The sequence below is a fragment of the Parablautia sp. Marseille-Q6255 genome (assembly GCF_951230155.1).
Lineage (GTDB): Bacteria > Bacillota > Clostridia > Lachnospirales > Lachnospiraceae > Choladousia.
The window spans coordinates 17,257-34,165 of the sequence record NZ_CATNVD010000012.1 but is presented as its reverse complement, the minus strand read 5'-3'; the positions used below and the strand labels follow the sequence as shown (position 1 = coordinate 34,165).

Genomic DNA, 16,909 nt, shown 5'->3' with positions numbered 1-16,909 from the left:
TACCATCAAGGAGGGTTGAACATGAAAAAAGGAAAAAATTATCTCCATCTGCTTCTCGCGTTTATGGGAATGCTGATGCTTCTTTGTGCAGGTATGACAGTATCTGCGTCTGAAAGACCTCGTGTACGGATTAATAATGTAGATTATGTGTTTTATAAGAATGAGCAAGGGAAAAAACCTGTCGCCATAGCGTATATTGACGATGTAAGGGGCAGTAATCTGCCGACAGAATTATACATCCCAAAAAAGATAAAGTATAAGAAAAAGAAATATGAGGTAGAATCTTTTGTATGGGGAGATCTTGAGGAATACAAGTATACTACTGCTATAGGACAGGAACCCGATAAACCCTACTGGAGACCGAATGTTGCCATCCCGGATAAGAAACATTCCTATCAGGCCTGTTTGAAGAAGATCACGTTTGCCAAGGGAGTGCTGGTATATGGTCCGGCGTATGGCTATGAAAAGCTGAAATATGTGGTTTTTGAGGATCCGAACGATCTGAGAGAGGCACGCTTCTATAATTGTCCTAAATTGAAGCGGCTGCATTTTACAAAGAATTACTATTGGGACTGGGACTATCAGAGTTTCGATATTAAAAACTGTCCGTCTTTAAAAATGACTATTGATAAAAAACATAAATATCTGAAGATGGTAGGAAATGATATCTGTTCGAAAGATGGAACACGTCTGGATAATGTCGTTTCCGGAAAGAAGAATTATAAAGTGCCCAAAGGGGTCAAAGAGATATCTGCTCACGCATTTTGGGGGAATACAGCCATTGAGACACTTCAGGTACGTAAAACTGGTTTGTGCGGAATTTATGGACTCCCAAATCTGAAGCGTATAAAAATGGGCAAGGAATACGGAAATGAGTATCTCTTTTTAAGTATAAAATATACTCCTCCAATAAAGCGTCTGAATATACCGGAAGATGTTCGTTACGTATATATTCAGGAAGAAGCCGGTGACTCCGAGATTAACCATATTTATCTTTATTCAAAAAATCTGAAGGGTGGAGATTTAAGAAGAGCATCTGTAAAGACCACCTTCCACGTAAGAAATAAAAAGGTAGAGAAAAAGCTCCGCAAGTTCGGATTCAAAGGCAAGATCGTGATCGAAAAGAATATGAAGTAGCGAACAAAACCCCGCGGATGCGCAGCCTTGCGCGCCCGCGGGGTTATAAAGGGGAGGATAAGTATTTATTTTATCTTTGGTAAGGATCACCGGAGGGGGATCCGGTGATAAGAACATACAATAATCTCATAAGAAAATTTACGATCGCCTGTTGGCTTTCCCTGTGAGATTAGTGATAGTATAGCCGGATCGGAGCAAAATATACACCTTTAAAAAAAGTTTATCAGGTATCATGGTTACTGGAAACAAGTGATGCCACACCGGGAAGTGCCGGATATTTTTCGTCGGAGCGATTTTGGCGGTTTTGCTTGTCTTTGCCGAAAAAGTGTTATATAATAACTGGCGTCAGCGGGGCGATACGTTGGCGTTGGTTATTTTTATGTGAATCAGAAAAAGAATTAAAGGATGGTATTACTATGGGATTATTACAGACATGGAGAGATACTGCGTACTCTCAGGAGACAGATAGAAAACAGCTTCAGCAGTTCTGGTCAGATTACTTTCTGACAGAGAAGGGCGTGTATGAGAAGCTTCTGGAGAATCCGGAGGAGGCAGTTTCCGGTACCGTAAAGGAGCTTGCAGAGAAATATGAGATCCCGCTTATGAAGATGGTTGGATTTCTTGATGGCATCAATGACAGCTTAAAGACGCCGAACCCGATCGAGGAGATGGAAGAGGATACGGTCGTAAGTCTTGATTTCGACAATGAGCTTCTGTACAAAAATATGGTAGATGCAAAGGCTGACTGGCTTTACAATCTTCCGGCATGGGACAGGATCTTTGATGCAGAGAAGAAGAAAGCGCTCTACATGGAAGCGAAGAAGATGAACACGATCGTAAAGGGCAAGAAGGTCGGAAGAAACGATCCATGTCCGTGCGGCAGCGGCAAAAAATACAAATTCTGCTGCGGCAGATAACAGAGTTTCGCAGTTTGCGAAAGGATTTGCAGGCAAATCTTCAGACAGCAGGGAAATGGAGACTTACATGCGGAATTGTTTACAGACGGGATGCCTGATCATAGGCATCCTTTGTTTTATTTATTATGCGGCGGTCACTGCGTATGCCGGACTCCAGACGGACTTCGCGTGGATCTGGGTGGCAGGCGGCGTTTTTTTCCTGACCTTATGGCGTTTATTTCTGTATGAAGCGTCGCATCCGCATTCGTGGGCGGGCTATGTGCTTGTGGTATCGGGCGTGCTGATCGCAGCAGGTATCGCGGGGATGCTCTTTCTTGGCAGCCGCATCGTATCAGGAATGAGGACAAAGACGCCGGAGGCGCTTGACTATGTGATCGTGCTTGGCGCGCACGTCAGTGGAGAAGAACCGTCGCGCGCGCTTTTGAAGCGGCTGGAAGCGGCTTATACTTACGCAGAAAAAAATCAGGATACCGTGCTGCTTCTCTCCGGCGGAAAGGGCAGCGGAGAGGATATCTCAGAGGCAGAGTGTATGTTCCGCTATCTGTCCGGGCGGGGGATCGGGGAAGAGCGTCTGATAAAAGAAGACCGGTCGACTACGACGAAGGAGAATCTGGCGTTTTGCGCCGCGCTGCCGCATGAGACGCCGAGAGAGAGCCGCACCGGGATACTTTCCAATGATTTCCATGTGTACCGTGCGCTCGCGCTTGCAAAAAAGCAGGGCTATGAGGCTGCGTATGCGATTCCGGCAGCTGGCGATCCTCTGATGGAGGCGCATTACGTTCTGCGCGAGATGTTTGCGATCGTAAAAGAGCTGCTGACAGGCAGCATGGAGCTGTAAAGCAGCCGTGAAAGAAAGGCATCAGGACAACTGACCAAAAACAGACATAAAAAGAAAAAGGAGAATGCGTATGAGTCATCAGATCCGTACCGTCTATGTGGTGCATCATTCCCACACAGACATCGGTTATACAGATCTTCAGGAAAGGGTCATCGACGTACAGACAGATTATATCCGCACGGTGCTCTCAATGATGGAGAAGCCGGAATATGCAGATTTTCGCTGGAACTGTGAGACACTGTTTTGTGTGGAGAAGTTTTTTGAGACTGCCACGCAGCAGGAGAAGGAGGCGTTTTGCCGTCTTGTCTCAGAAGGAAAGATCGGTATTTCAGCAAATTATCTGAATTTCACCGATCTTCTGGAGGTGCCTGTCTACCGGGAGCGCCTTGCGCAGTGGAACGCATATTTTGAGCAAAACGGTGTTTCTCTTTGTACAGCAATGTTTGCAGACATCAATGGTATTTCTATGGGATACCGGGATGCGATGATCGACAATGGCATTGAGTTTTTGTATACAAACATCCACTGTCATCATGGAATGTATCCGCTGTACAAAAACCAGACAGCATACTGGTGGGAAAATGCAGAGGGAAAGCGTATCCTTGTGTGGAACGGAGAGCACTACAATCTGGGCAATGCGCTCGGACTGAAATCGAACCCGGCGATCGCGTATATGCAGAAAACGTACTTTGGACAGGAGCGTCTGCCAGAGGATGCAGTGGAGGCGCTGCATGAGAACCTGATGAAATATCTCGATTCCTGTGAATCGCAGGGATACGCATACGATTTTATCATAGCGTCTGTGTCGGGCGTGTTCAGTGATAATGCGCCGCCATGTGCAGAAATCCTGGAGAATATCAGGAAGTACAATGAAGTATATGGAGACGATGTGCAGATCCGCATGGTTTCTCTTCAGGAACTGTATGCGCAGATCCGTGACCGCCTTGCACAGGCTCCGGTATACCACGGGGACCTGACTGACTGGTGGGCGAACGGAGTCGGCAGCACCCCGTATGCGGTAAAGCATTATCGGGAAGCGCAGTATCGTTATCATCTCTGCAGCCGGCTGGAGGAGCATTTGCAGGAGAAGTATCCGCAGCACGTAAAGGCGGCGCAGGACAATATGCTTTTGTATGCAGAGCATACGTGGGGGCACTCAGCAACGATCGTGAACCCGTATACGACAATGGTGTTAAACCTTGATATGCGCAAAAACAGCTATGCTTCAGGTGCGCACGAGGCAGCATCCCGTATGCTTAATGCAGTGATCAGGGAAAAGGGCGATCTGCTGCGCTATTACAATACGGAAGGAAAAATACGTGCGTGCAGCGTTTCTAAAGCTGCAGGGCGGCAGCTTGTAGAGTTCTATATCGAGACAATGGCAATGCCGCAGGCACAGGTGAGAGATGAATCAGGACGAGAGATCCCGTGCCAGGTGTCTGCACATCCGCGCGGAAGGATGATCAGCTTTACTGATGAATTTGCAGCTGGGCAGGAAAAAACATACGTATATAAAGCAATGCCCGCTGTACCGGATGTGATGAATACGAGACAGTGCTATGTGGGCTCGGAGAATGTAAAGGACATTGTCAACGATTACGATCCGCAGTCCTTCCGGCTGCCATACGGCTTTGAAAACCGTTTTTTCCGGCTTTCCTATCGGACAGGAGAGGGTGTGACTTCGTTTGTCGATAAGCGGACAGGACGGGAGCTGACCGGAAGAGGTGAGGCGCCGTTTTTCACACCGGTCTACGAGGTGACAAAGGTGCGTTATGACAATGCAGATCCCTATCCGGAAGAGCTTGAACGCCGACTGATGGGACGCAATATGCGCGGGCAGCATGCGAAGCTGTATGCGGGCCGTCTCGAGGAGATACGCGTGGAGGAACACGGCAGGGTGTTTACACAGCTGCGGCTGCGCTACAGCCTGCCTGGGACTGTGCGTGCAGATGTAGTCGTACGCTTCTTTGAGGATATGCCGCGTGTAGATTTCAGACTGGAGCTTGGAAAGACTATTTCAACAGACATAGAAAGTATCTTTTTGCCGCTTAGCCTTGACTTTCCGGATGACAGCCTGTATCTGCGAAAAGGTACGGAAGCATTCCGCCCGGGTGTGGATCAGATCCCGGGAACCTGTATGGAGTTTTATATGTCAGATGAGGGGCTGGCGTATACGGCGCCGGGCGGCGGCGCTCTGATCGCCGCGCGGGATACCGCTCTTTTGTATATGGGAGAGCTTCGCCATCATCCGATCGTGCTGTGCGATGGAAAAGAGGAGAACAATCGCCGGCCGGTGTATTCGTGGGTGATGAATAATATATGGGAGACCAATTTCAAAATGGATCTTTCCGGCTTCGGCGAATACCGCTACAGCCTGTGGCTGACAGATGAGACGGACGGCGAGGCGGCGATGGATGCGCTCAGAGAAAAAACGTTTGATCCATATGTGCTGATCGTAGAATAAGCGAAAAATCGCAGAAAAATTTGAAAAAAATTTTTTGATAAATTCTTGACAAACTAAAAAACATCGGGTATAATGACAAACAGTTAGAGGTTTTGATTGCTGACGGATAAGTGGAGCACCACAGGGTGATCAAAATAATAATTTTGTCGACCGTCTGGACAGCATTTGAGAACACAGGTGCTGTCCAGTTTTCATTAGCACAGATCTCTGACGACAATTTAATAATTTCTATGAAAGTAGAGAAGATACAGTACGTTAAGTGTCACACGATGGGAAGGTTTTTATGTGAACGAAGGAAATTTTCCGCGTTACGGTATCGCTTCCGCTACTGCGTTAAGATGGATTCCTCTGTATATCCCTTTGCGCAGTTTTTTTGTTGCCTCATATCGGGATCTGATAAGGCGGCAAAGAGCAGCAGCCGGCTGGGAAGCAGGTATCCGTCTGACAATACTTAAGGTACTTTTTATTTTTTATAATGAGAGGAGATTAAAACAATGGGATTCAAAACAGACATCGAAATCGCACAGGAAACTACAATGTCTCCGATTACGGAGATCGCAGCAAAGGCTGGCATTGATCCGAAGTATCTGGAGCAGTACGGAAATTATAAGGCAAAGATCGACTACAATCTTCTGAAAGAAACAGATAAAAAGGACGGAAAGCTCGTCCTCGTCACAGCGATCAACCCGACTCCGGCAGGAGAAGGAAAGACAACGACGACAGTTGGTCTGGCTGACGGACTGCAGAAGCTTGGCAAGAACGTTATGGTAGCGCTTCGTGAGCCGTCCCTCGGACCGGTATTTGGCGTAAAGGGCGGAGCAGCAGGCGGCGGATATGCACAGGTTGTTCCGATGGAAGATATCAACCTCCACTTTACCGGTGACTTCCATGCGATCGGCGCAGCAAACAACCTGCTGGCAGCAATGCTTGACAACCACATCTACCAGGGCAATGCACTGAACATCGACCCGAGAAAGATCACATGGAGAAGATGTGTGGATATGAACGACCGTCAGCTGCGTTTCGTTGTAGACGGACTTGGCGGAAAGACAAACGGCATGCCGAGAGAGGATGGCTATGATATCACAGTAGCATCCGAGATCATGGCAGTTCTGTGTCTGGCAAGCGACATCACAGACCTGAAGAAACGTCTGGCAAGAATCATTGTTGGTTATACATACGGAAAAGCTTCTGAGCAGAAGCCGGTAACAGCAGGCGATCTGCATGCAGAGGGCGCTATGTGCGCACTGCTCAAGGACGCTCTGAAGCCGAACCTTGTACAGACACTGGAGCACGTTCCGGCGATCGTACACGGCGGACCGTTCGCAAATATCGCACACGGATGTAACTCCGTAATCGCAACAAAGATGGCGTTAAAGCTTGGTGATTATGCGATCACAGAGGCAGGCTTCGGCGCAGACCTCGGAGCTGAGAAGTTCCTTGACATCAAGTGCCGTATGGCAGGACTGAAGCCGAATGCAGTCGTGATCGTAGCTACGGTACGTGCGCTGAAATACAACGGAGGCGTTCCGAAGGCTGACCTGAACAACGAGAACCTTGAGGCTCTGGAAAAGGGACTTCCGAACCTGCTCAAGCATGTAAGCAATATCAGAAACGTATACAAACTGCCGTGCGTAGTAGCGATCAACGCATTCCCGACCGATACAAAGGCAGAGCTTGACCTCGTAGAGAGCAAGTGTAAAGAGCTCGGTGTAAACGTAGCACTGTCCGAGGTATGGGCAAAGGGCGGCGAAGGCGGCATCAAGCTTGCAGAAGAAGTGATCCGTCTCGTAGAGGAGCCGAACGACTTCACATACAGCTATGAGCTGGAGGGAAGCATCGAGGATAAGCTCAACCAGATCGTACAGAAGATCTACGGCGGCAAGAGAGTTGTCCTGACAGCAAACGCACAGAAGCAGGCAAAAGAGCTCGAGGCTCTCGGCTACGGCAACTGCCCGATCTGCGTGGCTAAGACACAGTACTCCCTGACAGACGACCAGACGAAGCTCGGCGCGCCGACAGACTTCGAGGTAACGGTACGTAACCTCAAGATCTCCGCAGGTGCAGGCTTTATCGTAGCGCTTACCGGTGAGATCATGACAATGCCGGGTCTGCCGAAGGTACCGGCTGCAGAGCGTATCGATGTAGACGAGACAGGAAAGATCTCCGGACTGTTCTAATACGCTGCAGTGCTATGAGTATGATTACTACTTTTGTAAAAACAGTCAGAGGGGGAAACAGACATGTTTAGAGAAGAGACGACAGCAGTGTGTGGCGCAGCGAAAAAGAAAATAGCACTTTTGGAAAATAACCCACTCGGTTACTGGCTGATGTCTATACTGGCAGGACTTTTTATCGGTCTTGGTTCCGTACTGATGGGCGTAGTCGGCGGTGTGTTCACCGCCGGCGGCGCGTACTCGACAAAGCTGGTATGCGGCAGCGTATTTGCCGTAGGACTTTGCCTTGTTACAGTAGCAGGCGCGGAGCTGTTTACCGGCAATAATTTCGTGATGGCAATGGCAGGGTTCCGCAAGGAGATCTCCTGGGGAAAGATCGTGAAGCTGTGGGTGATCTGCTGGCTTGGCAACCTGATCGGTTCCGTGCTGACAGCTCTTGTATTCCATATGACAGGGATTGGAGCCGGCGATATCGGTACATTTCTTGCGAACACAGCTTCTGCAAAGGCAAACGGAGAGGCAGTCCCGTTGTTTATGAAGGCGATCCTGTGCAACATCTGTGTCTGCCTGGCGATCTGGTGCGGCACAAAGCTGAAATCAGAGGGCGCAAAGCTTGCAATGAATTTCGCCTGCGTCATGACATTTGTTACATGCGGATTTGAGCACAGCATCGCGAATATGACGTTTTTGACGATCGGTCTTTTGAATCCGATGGAGATGGCTGTTCCGGTGACAGGTGTGATCATGAATCTTGTCATTGTGACAATTGGAAATATGATCGGCGGGATCGTTTGTGTAGCGCTTCCGTATTATCTGATCGCACGCGAGAAATAATAGCAGAGCTGCAGAAAAAACAAAAAAGCAAAAACTATAAAAATACATAAAAATACCGGATCTATCCTGATGAAAAATACAGAAGGGATAGATCCGGTATTTTTGTGCTGCGGCAAAGGCTTTTCCTGCGTACAGGACAAAAGCTGTGCCGTCATGAGTCGGTATCTGAGGCGAGAGTCAGTGCATCAGAGATTGCCGAGAGAAGTACCTGCGAGGTGTAGCGGTTTTCCTGCGGGCAGGTAATCCCCTCAAGCGTCTGTGTCTCGAGGATCTGTGTGGTGATATGATCCAGAGAAGGGGAGACGAGCGGATAGGCTGCTGCAGCCGAATCACTGAGATTAACAAGGCGGATCGCGCGGATGCGGTCAGAGTCCACCGTCACCTCGACATCTACGCAGGAGGTACCCAGCGTGATCGGGGAGGTGTATACACCGGGAACATAGGATGCAGGCGCATCAGACGGCGTATCCGTGCTCTCGTTTTGCGCCGGGGCGCTTTGGGTCTGTGTCTGCTGTGATTCTGGCGTTTGTCCGGAAAACATCAGCACCAGGCACAGGAGCAGCAATGCGGCCAAAAGGACCAGCAGCAGTGTGTAGACAATTTCGCGCATTTTAAATACAAAAATCTTGGGTTTGGTATTCATGGGTTGCTCCGGAAAATTTTTATTTATTACATTGTATTTTCTGAGTGCAGGCTTTATGATAACATTTACAAATCAGGGCGAAACGTGATAAGATGACTTCGGGTATGGATAAGGAGGAGGATTATGGAAAAATATTTGATTACAACAGACAATATGACAGATCTGCCGGATGCGTACAGGCAGGAGCACGGGCTTCCCATGATGTCGCTGACGTATCTGATGGACGGAGTGACGTATACAGCGGAGAACTCTCTTTCCAGTGAAGAGTTTTACAAAAAAATGAGGGAAGGCTGTATGCCTACTACGTCTCAGGTCAATCCGGAGGAGGCGAAGGAGAAGCTAAAAGAGTTCCTTCAGATAAATAAGAATATTATACACATTGCATTTTCCAGTGGGCTGAGCGGCACCTTCAACAGCGTGCGGCTTGCAGCTTCGGAGCTTATGGAGGAGCAGCCGGACTGCCGGATCACCGTGATCGATTCACTTGCAGCTTCGATGGGAGAGGGACTCCTGGTCCATAAGGCGCTGGAAAAACAGGCATCAGGGGCAGATTATGAAGAGATGACAGCGTGGCTTGAGGAGTATCGGTATCATGTCTGCCACAATTTCACAGTGGATGACCTGTTTCATCTCTACCGGGGCGGCCGTGTATCGAAGACGGCGGCAGTGCTTGGGACGATGATCAACTTAAAGCCGGTGCTTCACGTAGATGATGAGGGGCATCTGATCCCGTTATCGAAGGTACGCGGAAGGAAAAAATCACTGCATACACTGGTGGACAATATGGAAAAACAGATGGGAGCGTACCGCGGTGAAAATGATACGGTCTTTATCAGTCATGGAGACTGCTATGAGGACGCCGTCTATGTAAAGGAGCTTGTGCAGAAGCGCTTTGGCATTGAAAAATTTCTGATAAACCCCGTAGGTCCGACGATCGGGGCACATTCCGGTCCGGGCACGCTGGCACTCTTTTTCATCGGAGAGAAGCGCTGAGGGCGAGCTGTGAAAGAGCGGCGCTGACCGCAGATGGTGTTTTTTATTGTGTTTCTTTTTAAAAAAATAATTCCTGCGATTTCAGAATAAAAACAGACGAAAAGTACATATTACTAACATAACGGCTCAGAAAAGGAACAGTCATCTGTTTTTTGGCAGCCGGTAAATTACAGGATTTTAAGAAAAAGGAGACAGGAGCTATGAAACACTGGAAGAGATACGCATTAGGTGTTGCCTGTGCCTGCTGTATGGCTATGCTGACAGGCTGCGGCAGCAATGACAGAAACACAGCTACGGAAAAGGAAACGAATGCTGCGATGACGGAACAGCGCCAGAGCGATAAGAAGGGGCCGGACCGTCCGGCAGAAACCATGGATCAGACGGACGATATGCGGCAGACCGACCGCAGAGATGACGCAGGCAGGACTGACGGCACAGAGGGCGGTGCACAAAATAATGTGGCAACAGAAAACACCGGAGATGTAAACGGTGTCACAGATGATGTCAATGACGGAGCTGCAAGGGATAACGATGTGATCGATAATGCCGGAGACAATGAAAAGGGCGGTGACATCGGCGATGCAGGCCGGGACATCGTAGACGGAGTCGGTGACGCCGGAAAGGATATCATTGACGGTGTGGAAGATGGTGTAGATGAGCTGACAGGCAATGAGACAGACAACCGGGAAAACCGCTGAGTACTGTCCGGACGCTGGCACAGACAGATACAGCGCTGCGTGGGAAGGATGCGCAGCGCTGTAAGCGATTATCCGGGAAAATAAGGCTGATAAAAGGACAGAAAGAATGATGAAGGTATACAGCCATACATAGCAAAGGAGGGGGCAGGATGCGTTTTCGGCCATGTATTGATATACATAATGGAAAGGTAAAGCAGATCGTAGGAGGCAGCCTGAGGGATCAGGGAGACTGGGCGGAAGAAAATTTTGTCTCCAGTCAGGATGCGGCGTTTTATGCAAGACTGTATCAGGAACAGGGGCTTACAGGCGGACATATTATTTTGCTTAATCCTCCGGCATCTGAACATTACGGGGAGACGAAGCGGCAGGCAAAGGCTGCGCTTGCTGCTTATCCGGGCGGGATGCAGATCGGCGGTGGTATTACGCAGGAGAATGCAGAAGAATTTCTGGACGCCGGCGCATCTCATGTGATCGTCACTTCGTATGTGTTCCGGGATGGGAAGATCGATTATGAGAGGCTGGAGCGGCTGGTAAGGGCAGTCGGAAAAGAGCGTCTTGTACTGGATTTAAGCTGCCGGAGAAAAGACGGCGTATATTATATCGTGACAGACCGGTGGCAGAAATTTACACAGGTGCCTCTGGACCACCAGGTGCTGGACGCGCTGCACGGATTTTGTGATGAGTTTCTGATCCATGCGGCAGATGTAGAGGGGAAGGCCTCCGGGATCGAAGCGCCTGTCGCAGCATTGCTGGGAGACTGGGGAAAATGTCCGGTGACGTATGCGGGCGGTATCGGGTGCAGAGAAGATCTGCTCTTGCTTCGGGAATTAGGGAAAGGGCGGCTGGATGTGACGGTAGGAAGTGCGCTGGATATATTTGGCGGGAAGCTGGCGTACCGTGAGGTGCTCGAAATATGTCAATGTTACTGTGAACAGATAGAAAGACAGTAAATTTTTAGAAAACTTTGACAGAGGCTACAGTTTTGGTTGAAAAAAATCGAGTATGTGATATAATAAGGCTAAGTCGACAGACCGAATACAGGTAAAGGAGTTGGATTATATGAAATATACGATCAGCGGGAAAAATATCGAAGTGACAGAAGGATTAAAAGCAGCGATCAAGGATAAGCTCGGTAAGCTGGAGCGGTATTTCACACCAGACACGGAAGTGGTCGTGACACTGAGCGTTGAGAAGGAGCGTCAGAAAATCGAGGTGACGATCCCGGTAAAAGGCAATATCATCCGTTCAGAGCAGGTGAGCAACGATATGTACGTGTCTATTGATCTTGTAGAAGAGGTGATTGAGCGTCAGCTCCGCAAATATAAGGAGAAAATCATTGCAAAGCATCAGGAGGGCGGAAACTTCAAAAAAGAATTTATCGAAAAAGAGTCCGAGCCTCTTGAGGAGGTAAAGATCATCCGTACGAAGCATTTTGACATGAAGCCGATGTATCCGGAAGACGCATGCGTACAGATGGAGCTTCTCGGACACAGCTTCTTTGTATTTAATAATGCAGAGACAGAGGAGATCAATGTCGTATACAAGAGAAAAGGAAACACATACGGGCTGATGGAGCCGGAGTTCTAAGTATACAGGATATGGCAGACCGGGGGTGCTGTTTTGCAGCACTCCCGTTTTTTGTTCCCGTTTTTTGTTCACAAAAAATTTAATTGTGTTGCAGTAGCGAAAGTGATACAATAGAAAGGAAATTATGTTTGAAATGGAGAGACACAATGAATTTAGTAAAAAAGATTTTTGGAACCCACAGTCAGCGTGAGCTGAAAATGATCATGCCGATCGTGGACAAAATAGAAAGTCTGCGCCCGCAGATGCAGGCTCTCTCTGACGAGGAGTTAAAGGCAAAGACAAAGGAGTACAAAGAGCGTTATGCAAAGGGCGAGACGCTGGATGATCTTTTGCCGGAGGCATTTGCCACTGTGCGCGAGGCTGCAAAGCGTGTACTGAATATGGAGCATTATCGTGTACAGCTCATCGGCGGTATCATTCTCCACCAGGGCCGTATCGCAGAGATGAGGACAGGTGAAGGTAAGACGCTCGTATCGACGCTGCCGGCATACTTGAATGCGCTTACCGGCGAGGGCGTCCATATCGTCACAGTCAACGACTATCTGGCGCACCGTGACGCTGAGTGGATGGGACAGGTCCATGAGTTTCTCGGACTGAAGGTCGGATGCGTGCTCAACTCGATGGATAATGACGAGAGACGGGAGCAGTATGCCTGCGACATCACATATATTACGAATAATGAGCTGGGCTTTGATTACCTGCGCGATAACATGGTGATCTACAAGGAGCAGCTCGTGCAAAGAGATCTTGTCTATGCGATCATCGATGAGGTCGACTCTGTGCTGATCGATGAGGCGCGTACGCCGCTGATTATCTCCGGCCAGTCCGGTAAATCCACAAAGCTGTACGAGGTCTGTGATATTCTGGCGCGTCAGCTGGAGCGCGGCGAGGCGAGCGGCGAGGTCACAAAGATGACGGCGATCATGGGCGAGGAGATCACGGAGACGGGAGATTTCATTGTCAATGAAAAGGACAAGATTGTTACTCTGACGGAGCAGGGTGTGCACAAGGTAGAGAAGTTTTTCCAGATCGAGAACTTCTCTGATGCAGAGAACCTCGAGATCCAGCACAATGTGGATCTGGCGCTGCGGGCGCACAATCTGATGTTCCGGGATCAGGACTACGTCGTAAAGGACGATCAGGTCATGATCGTTGATGAGTTTACCGGACGTATCATGCCGGGACGCCGCTATTCGGACGGCCTGCATCAGGCGATCGAGGCGAAGGAGCATGTGAAGGTAAAGCGCGAGAGCAAGACGCTTGCCACGATCACCTTCCAGAACTTCTTCAATAAGTATAAAAAGAAAGCCGGTATGACCGGTACAGCGCTTACGGAGGAGAAGGAGTTCCGTGATATTTACGGAATGGATGTTATTGAGATACCGACAAACCGTCCGGTACAGCGTGTAGACTATGACGATGCAGTATATATGACAAAGAAAGAGAAGTACCGGGCAGTCGTTGAGGCAGTCAAGCAGGCGCATGCGCAGGGACAGCCGGTACTGGTAGGTACGATCACGATCGAGGTTTCAGAGCTGCTCTCCGGTATGCTCAAGCGCGAGGGGATCCAGCATAAGGTGCTCAATGCGAAGTTCCATGAGCTGGAGGCTGAGATCGTGGCAGATGCCGGAGTACATGGCGCAGTGACGATCGCGACGAATATGGCGGGCCGTGGTACGGATATTAAGCTTGATGAAGAGGCAAGAGCGGCAGGCGGACTGAAGATCATCGGTACGGAGCGTCATGAGTCGAGACGTATCGACAATCAGCTGCGCGGACGTTCCGGACGTCAGGGAGATCCGGGTGAGTCAAGATTTTACATCTCTCTTGAGGATGACCTGATGCGTCTGTTCGGATCAGAAAAGATGATGAAGGTATTCCAGTCGCTCGGCGTAGAGGAAGGCGAGCAGATCGAGCACAAGATGCTGTCTAATGCGATCGAGAAGGCGCAGATGAAGATCGAGAGCAACAACTTCGGTATCCGTAAGAACCTGCTCGAGTATGATCAGGTCAATAATGAGCAAAGAGAGATCATTTATGCGGAGAGAAGACGCGTGCTTGACGGTGAGAGTATGCGTGACTCCATTTTCAAGATGATCACGGATATTGTAGATAATACAGTAGATATGTGCTTTGGCGAAAGCTCTGACCGCGAAGCCTGGGACGTGCGGGAACTCAATTCTGTGCTTCTGCCGACGATCCCGTTAAAGCCGGTGACGCAGGAAGTGCTGGACGGTGTTTCTAATAAAAACGAGCTGAAGCAGCTTCTCAAGGAGCAGGCAGTAAAGCTTTATGAGCAGAAGGAAGCTGAGTTTAAGGAGCAGGAGCAGATCCGTGAGATCGAGCGTGTCATCCTGCTTAAAGTGATCGACCGCAAGTGGATGGATCATATTGACGATATGGATCAGCTGCGCCAGGGGATCGGGCTGCAGGCATACGGACAGAAGGATCCGCTTGTAGAGTACAAGATGAGCGCATACGAGATGTTTGATGCTATGACTGCGGCGATCCAGGAGGATACGGTCCGCCTGCTGTTCCACATCAAGGTAGAGCAGAAGGTAGAGCGTGAGGAGGTCGCAAAGGTGACTGGAACGAACAAGGATGAGACCGGACCGCGCGCGCCGAAGAAGCGTGCAGCGGAGAAGATCTATCCGAACGATCCGTGTCCGTGCGGCAGCGGCAAGAAGTACAAGCAGTGCTGCGGACGCAAGGCATAAAGCAATAGCGCAGCAAAGCTGCGCAGGTTTTCAAAAAAAGAAAGAAGGTGAAGCTATGGTTGAACTGGATCAGTTCAAAGTCGTTTTAAACAGCTATACAAAACCATTAGTGGAAGTGAGGGATTCACTTTAACTTAGCTGGTAAAGAGCAGAAGGTACAGGAGCTGGAGCGCAGGATGGAAGAGCCTGATTTCTGGGATGATCCGGAGCGTTCGCAGGAGTCCATGAAGCTTTTGAAGTCTTTGAAGGATGATATTGAGACGTATCAGAAGCTGGAGGAGCAGTATGAGGAGATCGGCATGCTGATCGAGATGGGATACGAGGAGAATGATCCGGATGTGATCCCTGAGATCGAGGAGACCCTGGAGAGTTTCCAGAATACGCTTGAGGATATCCGCATCAAGACGCTTCTGTCCGGCGAGTATGATGAATCAAATGCGATCGTGACGCTGCATGCAGGAGCAGGCGGTACAGAGTCATGTGACTGGGCGTCGATGCTCTACCGCATGTACACCCGTTGGGCAGACAAGAAGGGATATCAGGTCGAAGTGCTGGATTATCTCGACGGCGACGAGGCAGGGATCAAGGCAGTGACATTTCAGGTCAACGGGCCAAAGGCATACGGCTACCTGAAATCCGAAAAAGGCGTTCATCGCCTTGTGCGCATTTCGCCCTTCAATGCGGCAGGAAAGCGCCAGACCTCCTTTGTGAGCTGTGAGGTCATGCCGGATATTGAGGAGGACCTCGATGTCGAGATCAATATGGACGATCTGCGTATTGATACGTACCGTTCCAGCGGTGCAGGCGGACAGCACATCAACAAGACGTCTTCCGCGATCCGCATCACGCATCTGCCGACCGGGATTGTCGTACAGTGCCAGAACGAGCGTTCACAGCACCAGAACAAGGACAAGGCCATGCAGATGCTCAAGGCGAAGCTGTATCTTTTGAAGCAGCAGGAAAATGCGGAGAAGGCATCGGATATCCGCGGCGAGGTAAAGGAGATCGGCTGGGGCAACCAGATCCGCTCCTATGTCATGCAGCCGTACAAGATGGTCAAGGATCTGCGTACCGGGGAGGAGTCCGGCAATGTCGACGCAGTTATGGATGGCAATATCGACCCATTCATTAATGCCTATCTGAAATGGCTGTCGCTTGGCGGAAAACGGGCAGAAGAAGAATAAAAACAAAAAATATCGAAATGGATAAAGGCAAAGGCAGTCTGTGGCATAAGCTACGGCTGCCTTTGCTGTAAACGGAAAAAAGCAGCGGATAGCCGGATTACGCACAACAGCAGGCGCGGCACCGTTTGGATGAGACAGAAAAGGGGTTGCACCGCGGGATAAAATGTGGTAATATCCTTGAGTGATACACAAACGTATTTCTGAGACAAACACCCAACGGGTGTATGGAGACGGCGGATGCTGTATTCGCCTTGGGAGGAGAGAAATATGCCGGACAAGAAAAAGTATTTTGTAGTCAGAGAAAAAGCGGTGCCGGAGGTATTGCTGAAGGTGGTAGAAGCCAAGCGGCTTCTTGATACGCGGCGTGTGGCTACGGTGCAGGAGGCTGCCGATCAGGTAGGGATCAGCAGAAGCTCGTTTTATAAATATAAGGATGATATTTTTCCGTTTCGTGATAATGTGAAGGGAAAGACGCTGACATTTGTCATGCAGATGTGCGATGAGCAGGGGCTTTTGTCAGAGGTGCTGCACATTGTGGCGGACTATAAGGCAAATATCCTGACGATCCATCAGAGTATTCCTACGAATGGGGTAGCGACACTGACCCTGAGTGTGGAGGTGCTGCCGGCTACGGGAGACGTTTCTGCTATGATAGAAGCGATCGAGCACAGAGAAGGAATACAGTATTTAAAAATCGTGGCAAGAGAGTAGACGGAGGAG

Annotated in this window: 14 protein-coding genes and 2 riboswitches; of the genes, 13 read left to right on the top strand and 1 reads right to left on the bottom strand. The window is 49.4% G+C overall.

Annotated elements, in window-relative coordinates:
• Positions 1 to 21 precede the first annotated feature (21 nt).
• The 6 genes from QOX44_RS10425 (at position 22) to QOX44_RS10400 (ending at position 8,367) form a co-directional block, all read left to right on the top strand.
• Positions 22 to 1,137, top strand: a complete 1,116-nt coding sequence (locus QOX44_RS10425) for a hypothetical protein (RefSeq protein ID WP_283683074.1) — start codon at positions 22 to 24, stop codon at positions 1,135 to 1,137.
• 416 nt (positions 1,138 to 1,553) lie between these two features.
• Positions 1,554 to 2,054: an SEC-C metal-binding domain-containing protein gene (locus QOX44_RS10420; protein ID WP_283683073.1), complete on the top strand. Its 501-nt coding sequence runs from the start codon at positions 1,554 to 1,556 to the stop codon at positions 2,052 to 2,054.
• A 67-nt stretch (positions 2,055 to 2,121) separates the two neighbouring features.
• The gene (locus tag QOX44_RS10415; RefSeq protein ID WP_283683072.1) at positions 2,122 to 2,892 is read left to right on the top strand and encodes a YdcF family protein; all 771 of its coding nucleotides are present in this window, start codon (positions 2,122 to 2,124) and stop codon (positions 2,890 to 2,892) included.
• A 70-nt stretch (positions 2,893 to 2,962) separates the two neighbouring features.
• Positions 2,963 to 5,356: a hypothetical protein gene (locus QOX44_RS10410; RefSeq protein ID WP_283683071.1), complete on the top strand. Its 2,394-nt coding sequence runs from the start codon at positions 2,963 to 2,965 to the stop codon at positions 5,354 to 5,356.
• A gap of 85 nt (positions 5,357 to 5,441) precedes the next feature.
• Positions 5,442 to 5,523, top strand: a riboswitch (ZMP/ZTP riboswitch).
• Between the two features lie 68 nt (positions 5,524 to 5,591).
• A riboswitch (THF riboswitch) is annotated at positions 5,592 to 5,686 on the top strand.
• Between the two features lie 164 nt (positions 5,687 to 5,850).
• Positions 5,851 to 7,536, top strand: coding sequence for a formate--tetrahydrofolate ligase (locus QOX44_RS10405; RefSeq protein WP_283683070.1), 1,686 nt, complete (start codon positions 5,851 to 5,853; stop codon positions 7,534 to 7,536).
• A gap of 63 nt (positions 7,537 to 7,599) precedes the next feature.
• Entirely contained in the window at positions 7,600 to 8,367 is a 768-nt protein-coding gene (locus tag QOX44_RS10400; RefSeq protein ID WP_283683068.1) for a formate/nitrite transporter family protein, read from the top strand.
• A gap of 151 nt (positions 8,368 to 8,518) precedes the next feature.
• On the opposite strand, the gene QOX44_RS10395 is transcribed toward QOX44_RS10400, so the two are convergent.
• Positions 8,519 to 9,010 (bottom strand): hypothetical protein, encoded by a 492-nt coding sequence (locus QOX44_RS10395; RefSeq protein ID WP_283683067.1) that lies wholly within the window; start codon positions 9,008 to 9,010, stop codon positions 8,519 to 8,521.
• A gap of 123 nt (positions 9,011 to 9,133) precedes the next feature.
• Here QOX44_RS10395 and QOX44_RS10390 point away from each other — a divergent pair, with 123 nt between their 5' ends.
• The 7 genes from QOX44_RS10390 (at position 9,134) to QOX44_RS10360 (ending at position 16,900) form a co-directional block, all read left to right on the top strand.
• A complete protein-coding gene (locus QOX44_RS10390; RefSeq protein WP_283683066.1) occupies positions 9,134 to 10,003 on the top strand; it encodes a DegV family protein in 870 nt (289 codons plus the stop codon).
• Between the two features lie 200 nt (positions 10,004 to 10,203).
• A complete protein-coding gene (locus QOX44_RS10385) occupies positions 10,204 to 10,701 on the top strand; it encodes a hypothetical protein (protein ID WP_283683065.1) in 498 nt (165 codons plus the stop codon).
• 149 nt (positions 10,702 to 10,850) lie between these two features.
• Positions 10,851 to 11,651 (top strand): phosphoribosylformimino-5-aminoimidazole carboxamide ribotide isomerase, encoded by an 801-nt coding sequence (gene hisA / locus QOX44_RS10380; protein ID WP_283683064.1) that lies wholly within the window; start codon positions 10,851 to 10,853, stop codon positions 11,649 to 11,651.
• 109 nt (positions 11,652 to 11,760) lie between these two features.
• Positions 11,761 to 12,288 (top strand): ribosome hibernation-promoting factor, HPF/YfiA family, encoded by a 528-nt coding sequence (gene hpf / locus QOX44_RS10375; protein ID WP_283683063.1) that lies wholly within the window; start codon positions 11,761 to 11,763, stop codon positions 12,286 to 12,288.
• Between the two features lie 146 nt (positions 12,289 to 12,434).
• Positions 12,435 to 15,005, top strand: coding sequence for a preprotein translocase subunit SecA (secA, locus tag QOX44_RS10370; protein WP_283683062.1), 2,571 nt, complete (start codon positions 12,435 to 12,437; stop codon positions 15,003 to 15,005).
• Positions 15,006 to 15,060: 55 nt separating this feature from the next.
• Positions 15,061 to 16,189, top strand: a protein-coding gene (gene prfB, locus QOX44_RS10365) for a peptide chain release factor 2 (RefSeq protein WP_283683061.1) whose coding sequence is annotated in 2 segments (ribosomal slippage) — positions 15,061 to 15,135 and positions 15,137 to 16,189 — 1,128 coding nt in all. Because the reading frame shifts where the segments join, the coding sequence is not laid out codon by codon here.
• Positions 16,190 to 16,456: 267 nt separating this feature from the next.
• Positions 16,457 to 16,900, top strand: coding sequence for an ACT domain-containing protein (locus tag QOX44_RS10360; RefSeq protein WP_283683059.1), 444 nt, complete (start codon positions 16,457 to 16,459; stop codon positions 16,898 to 16,900).
• The last annotated feature ends 9 nt before the right edge of the window (positions 16,901 to 16,909 follow it).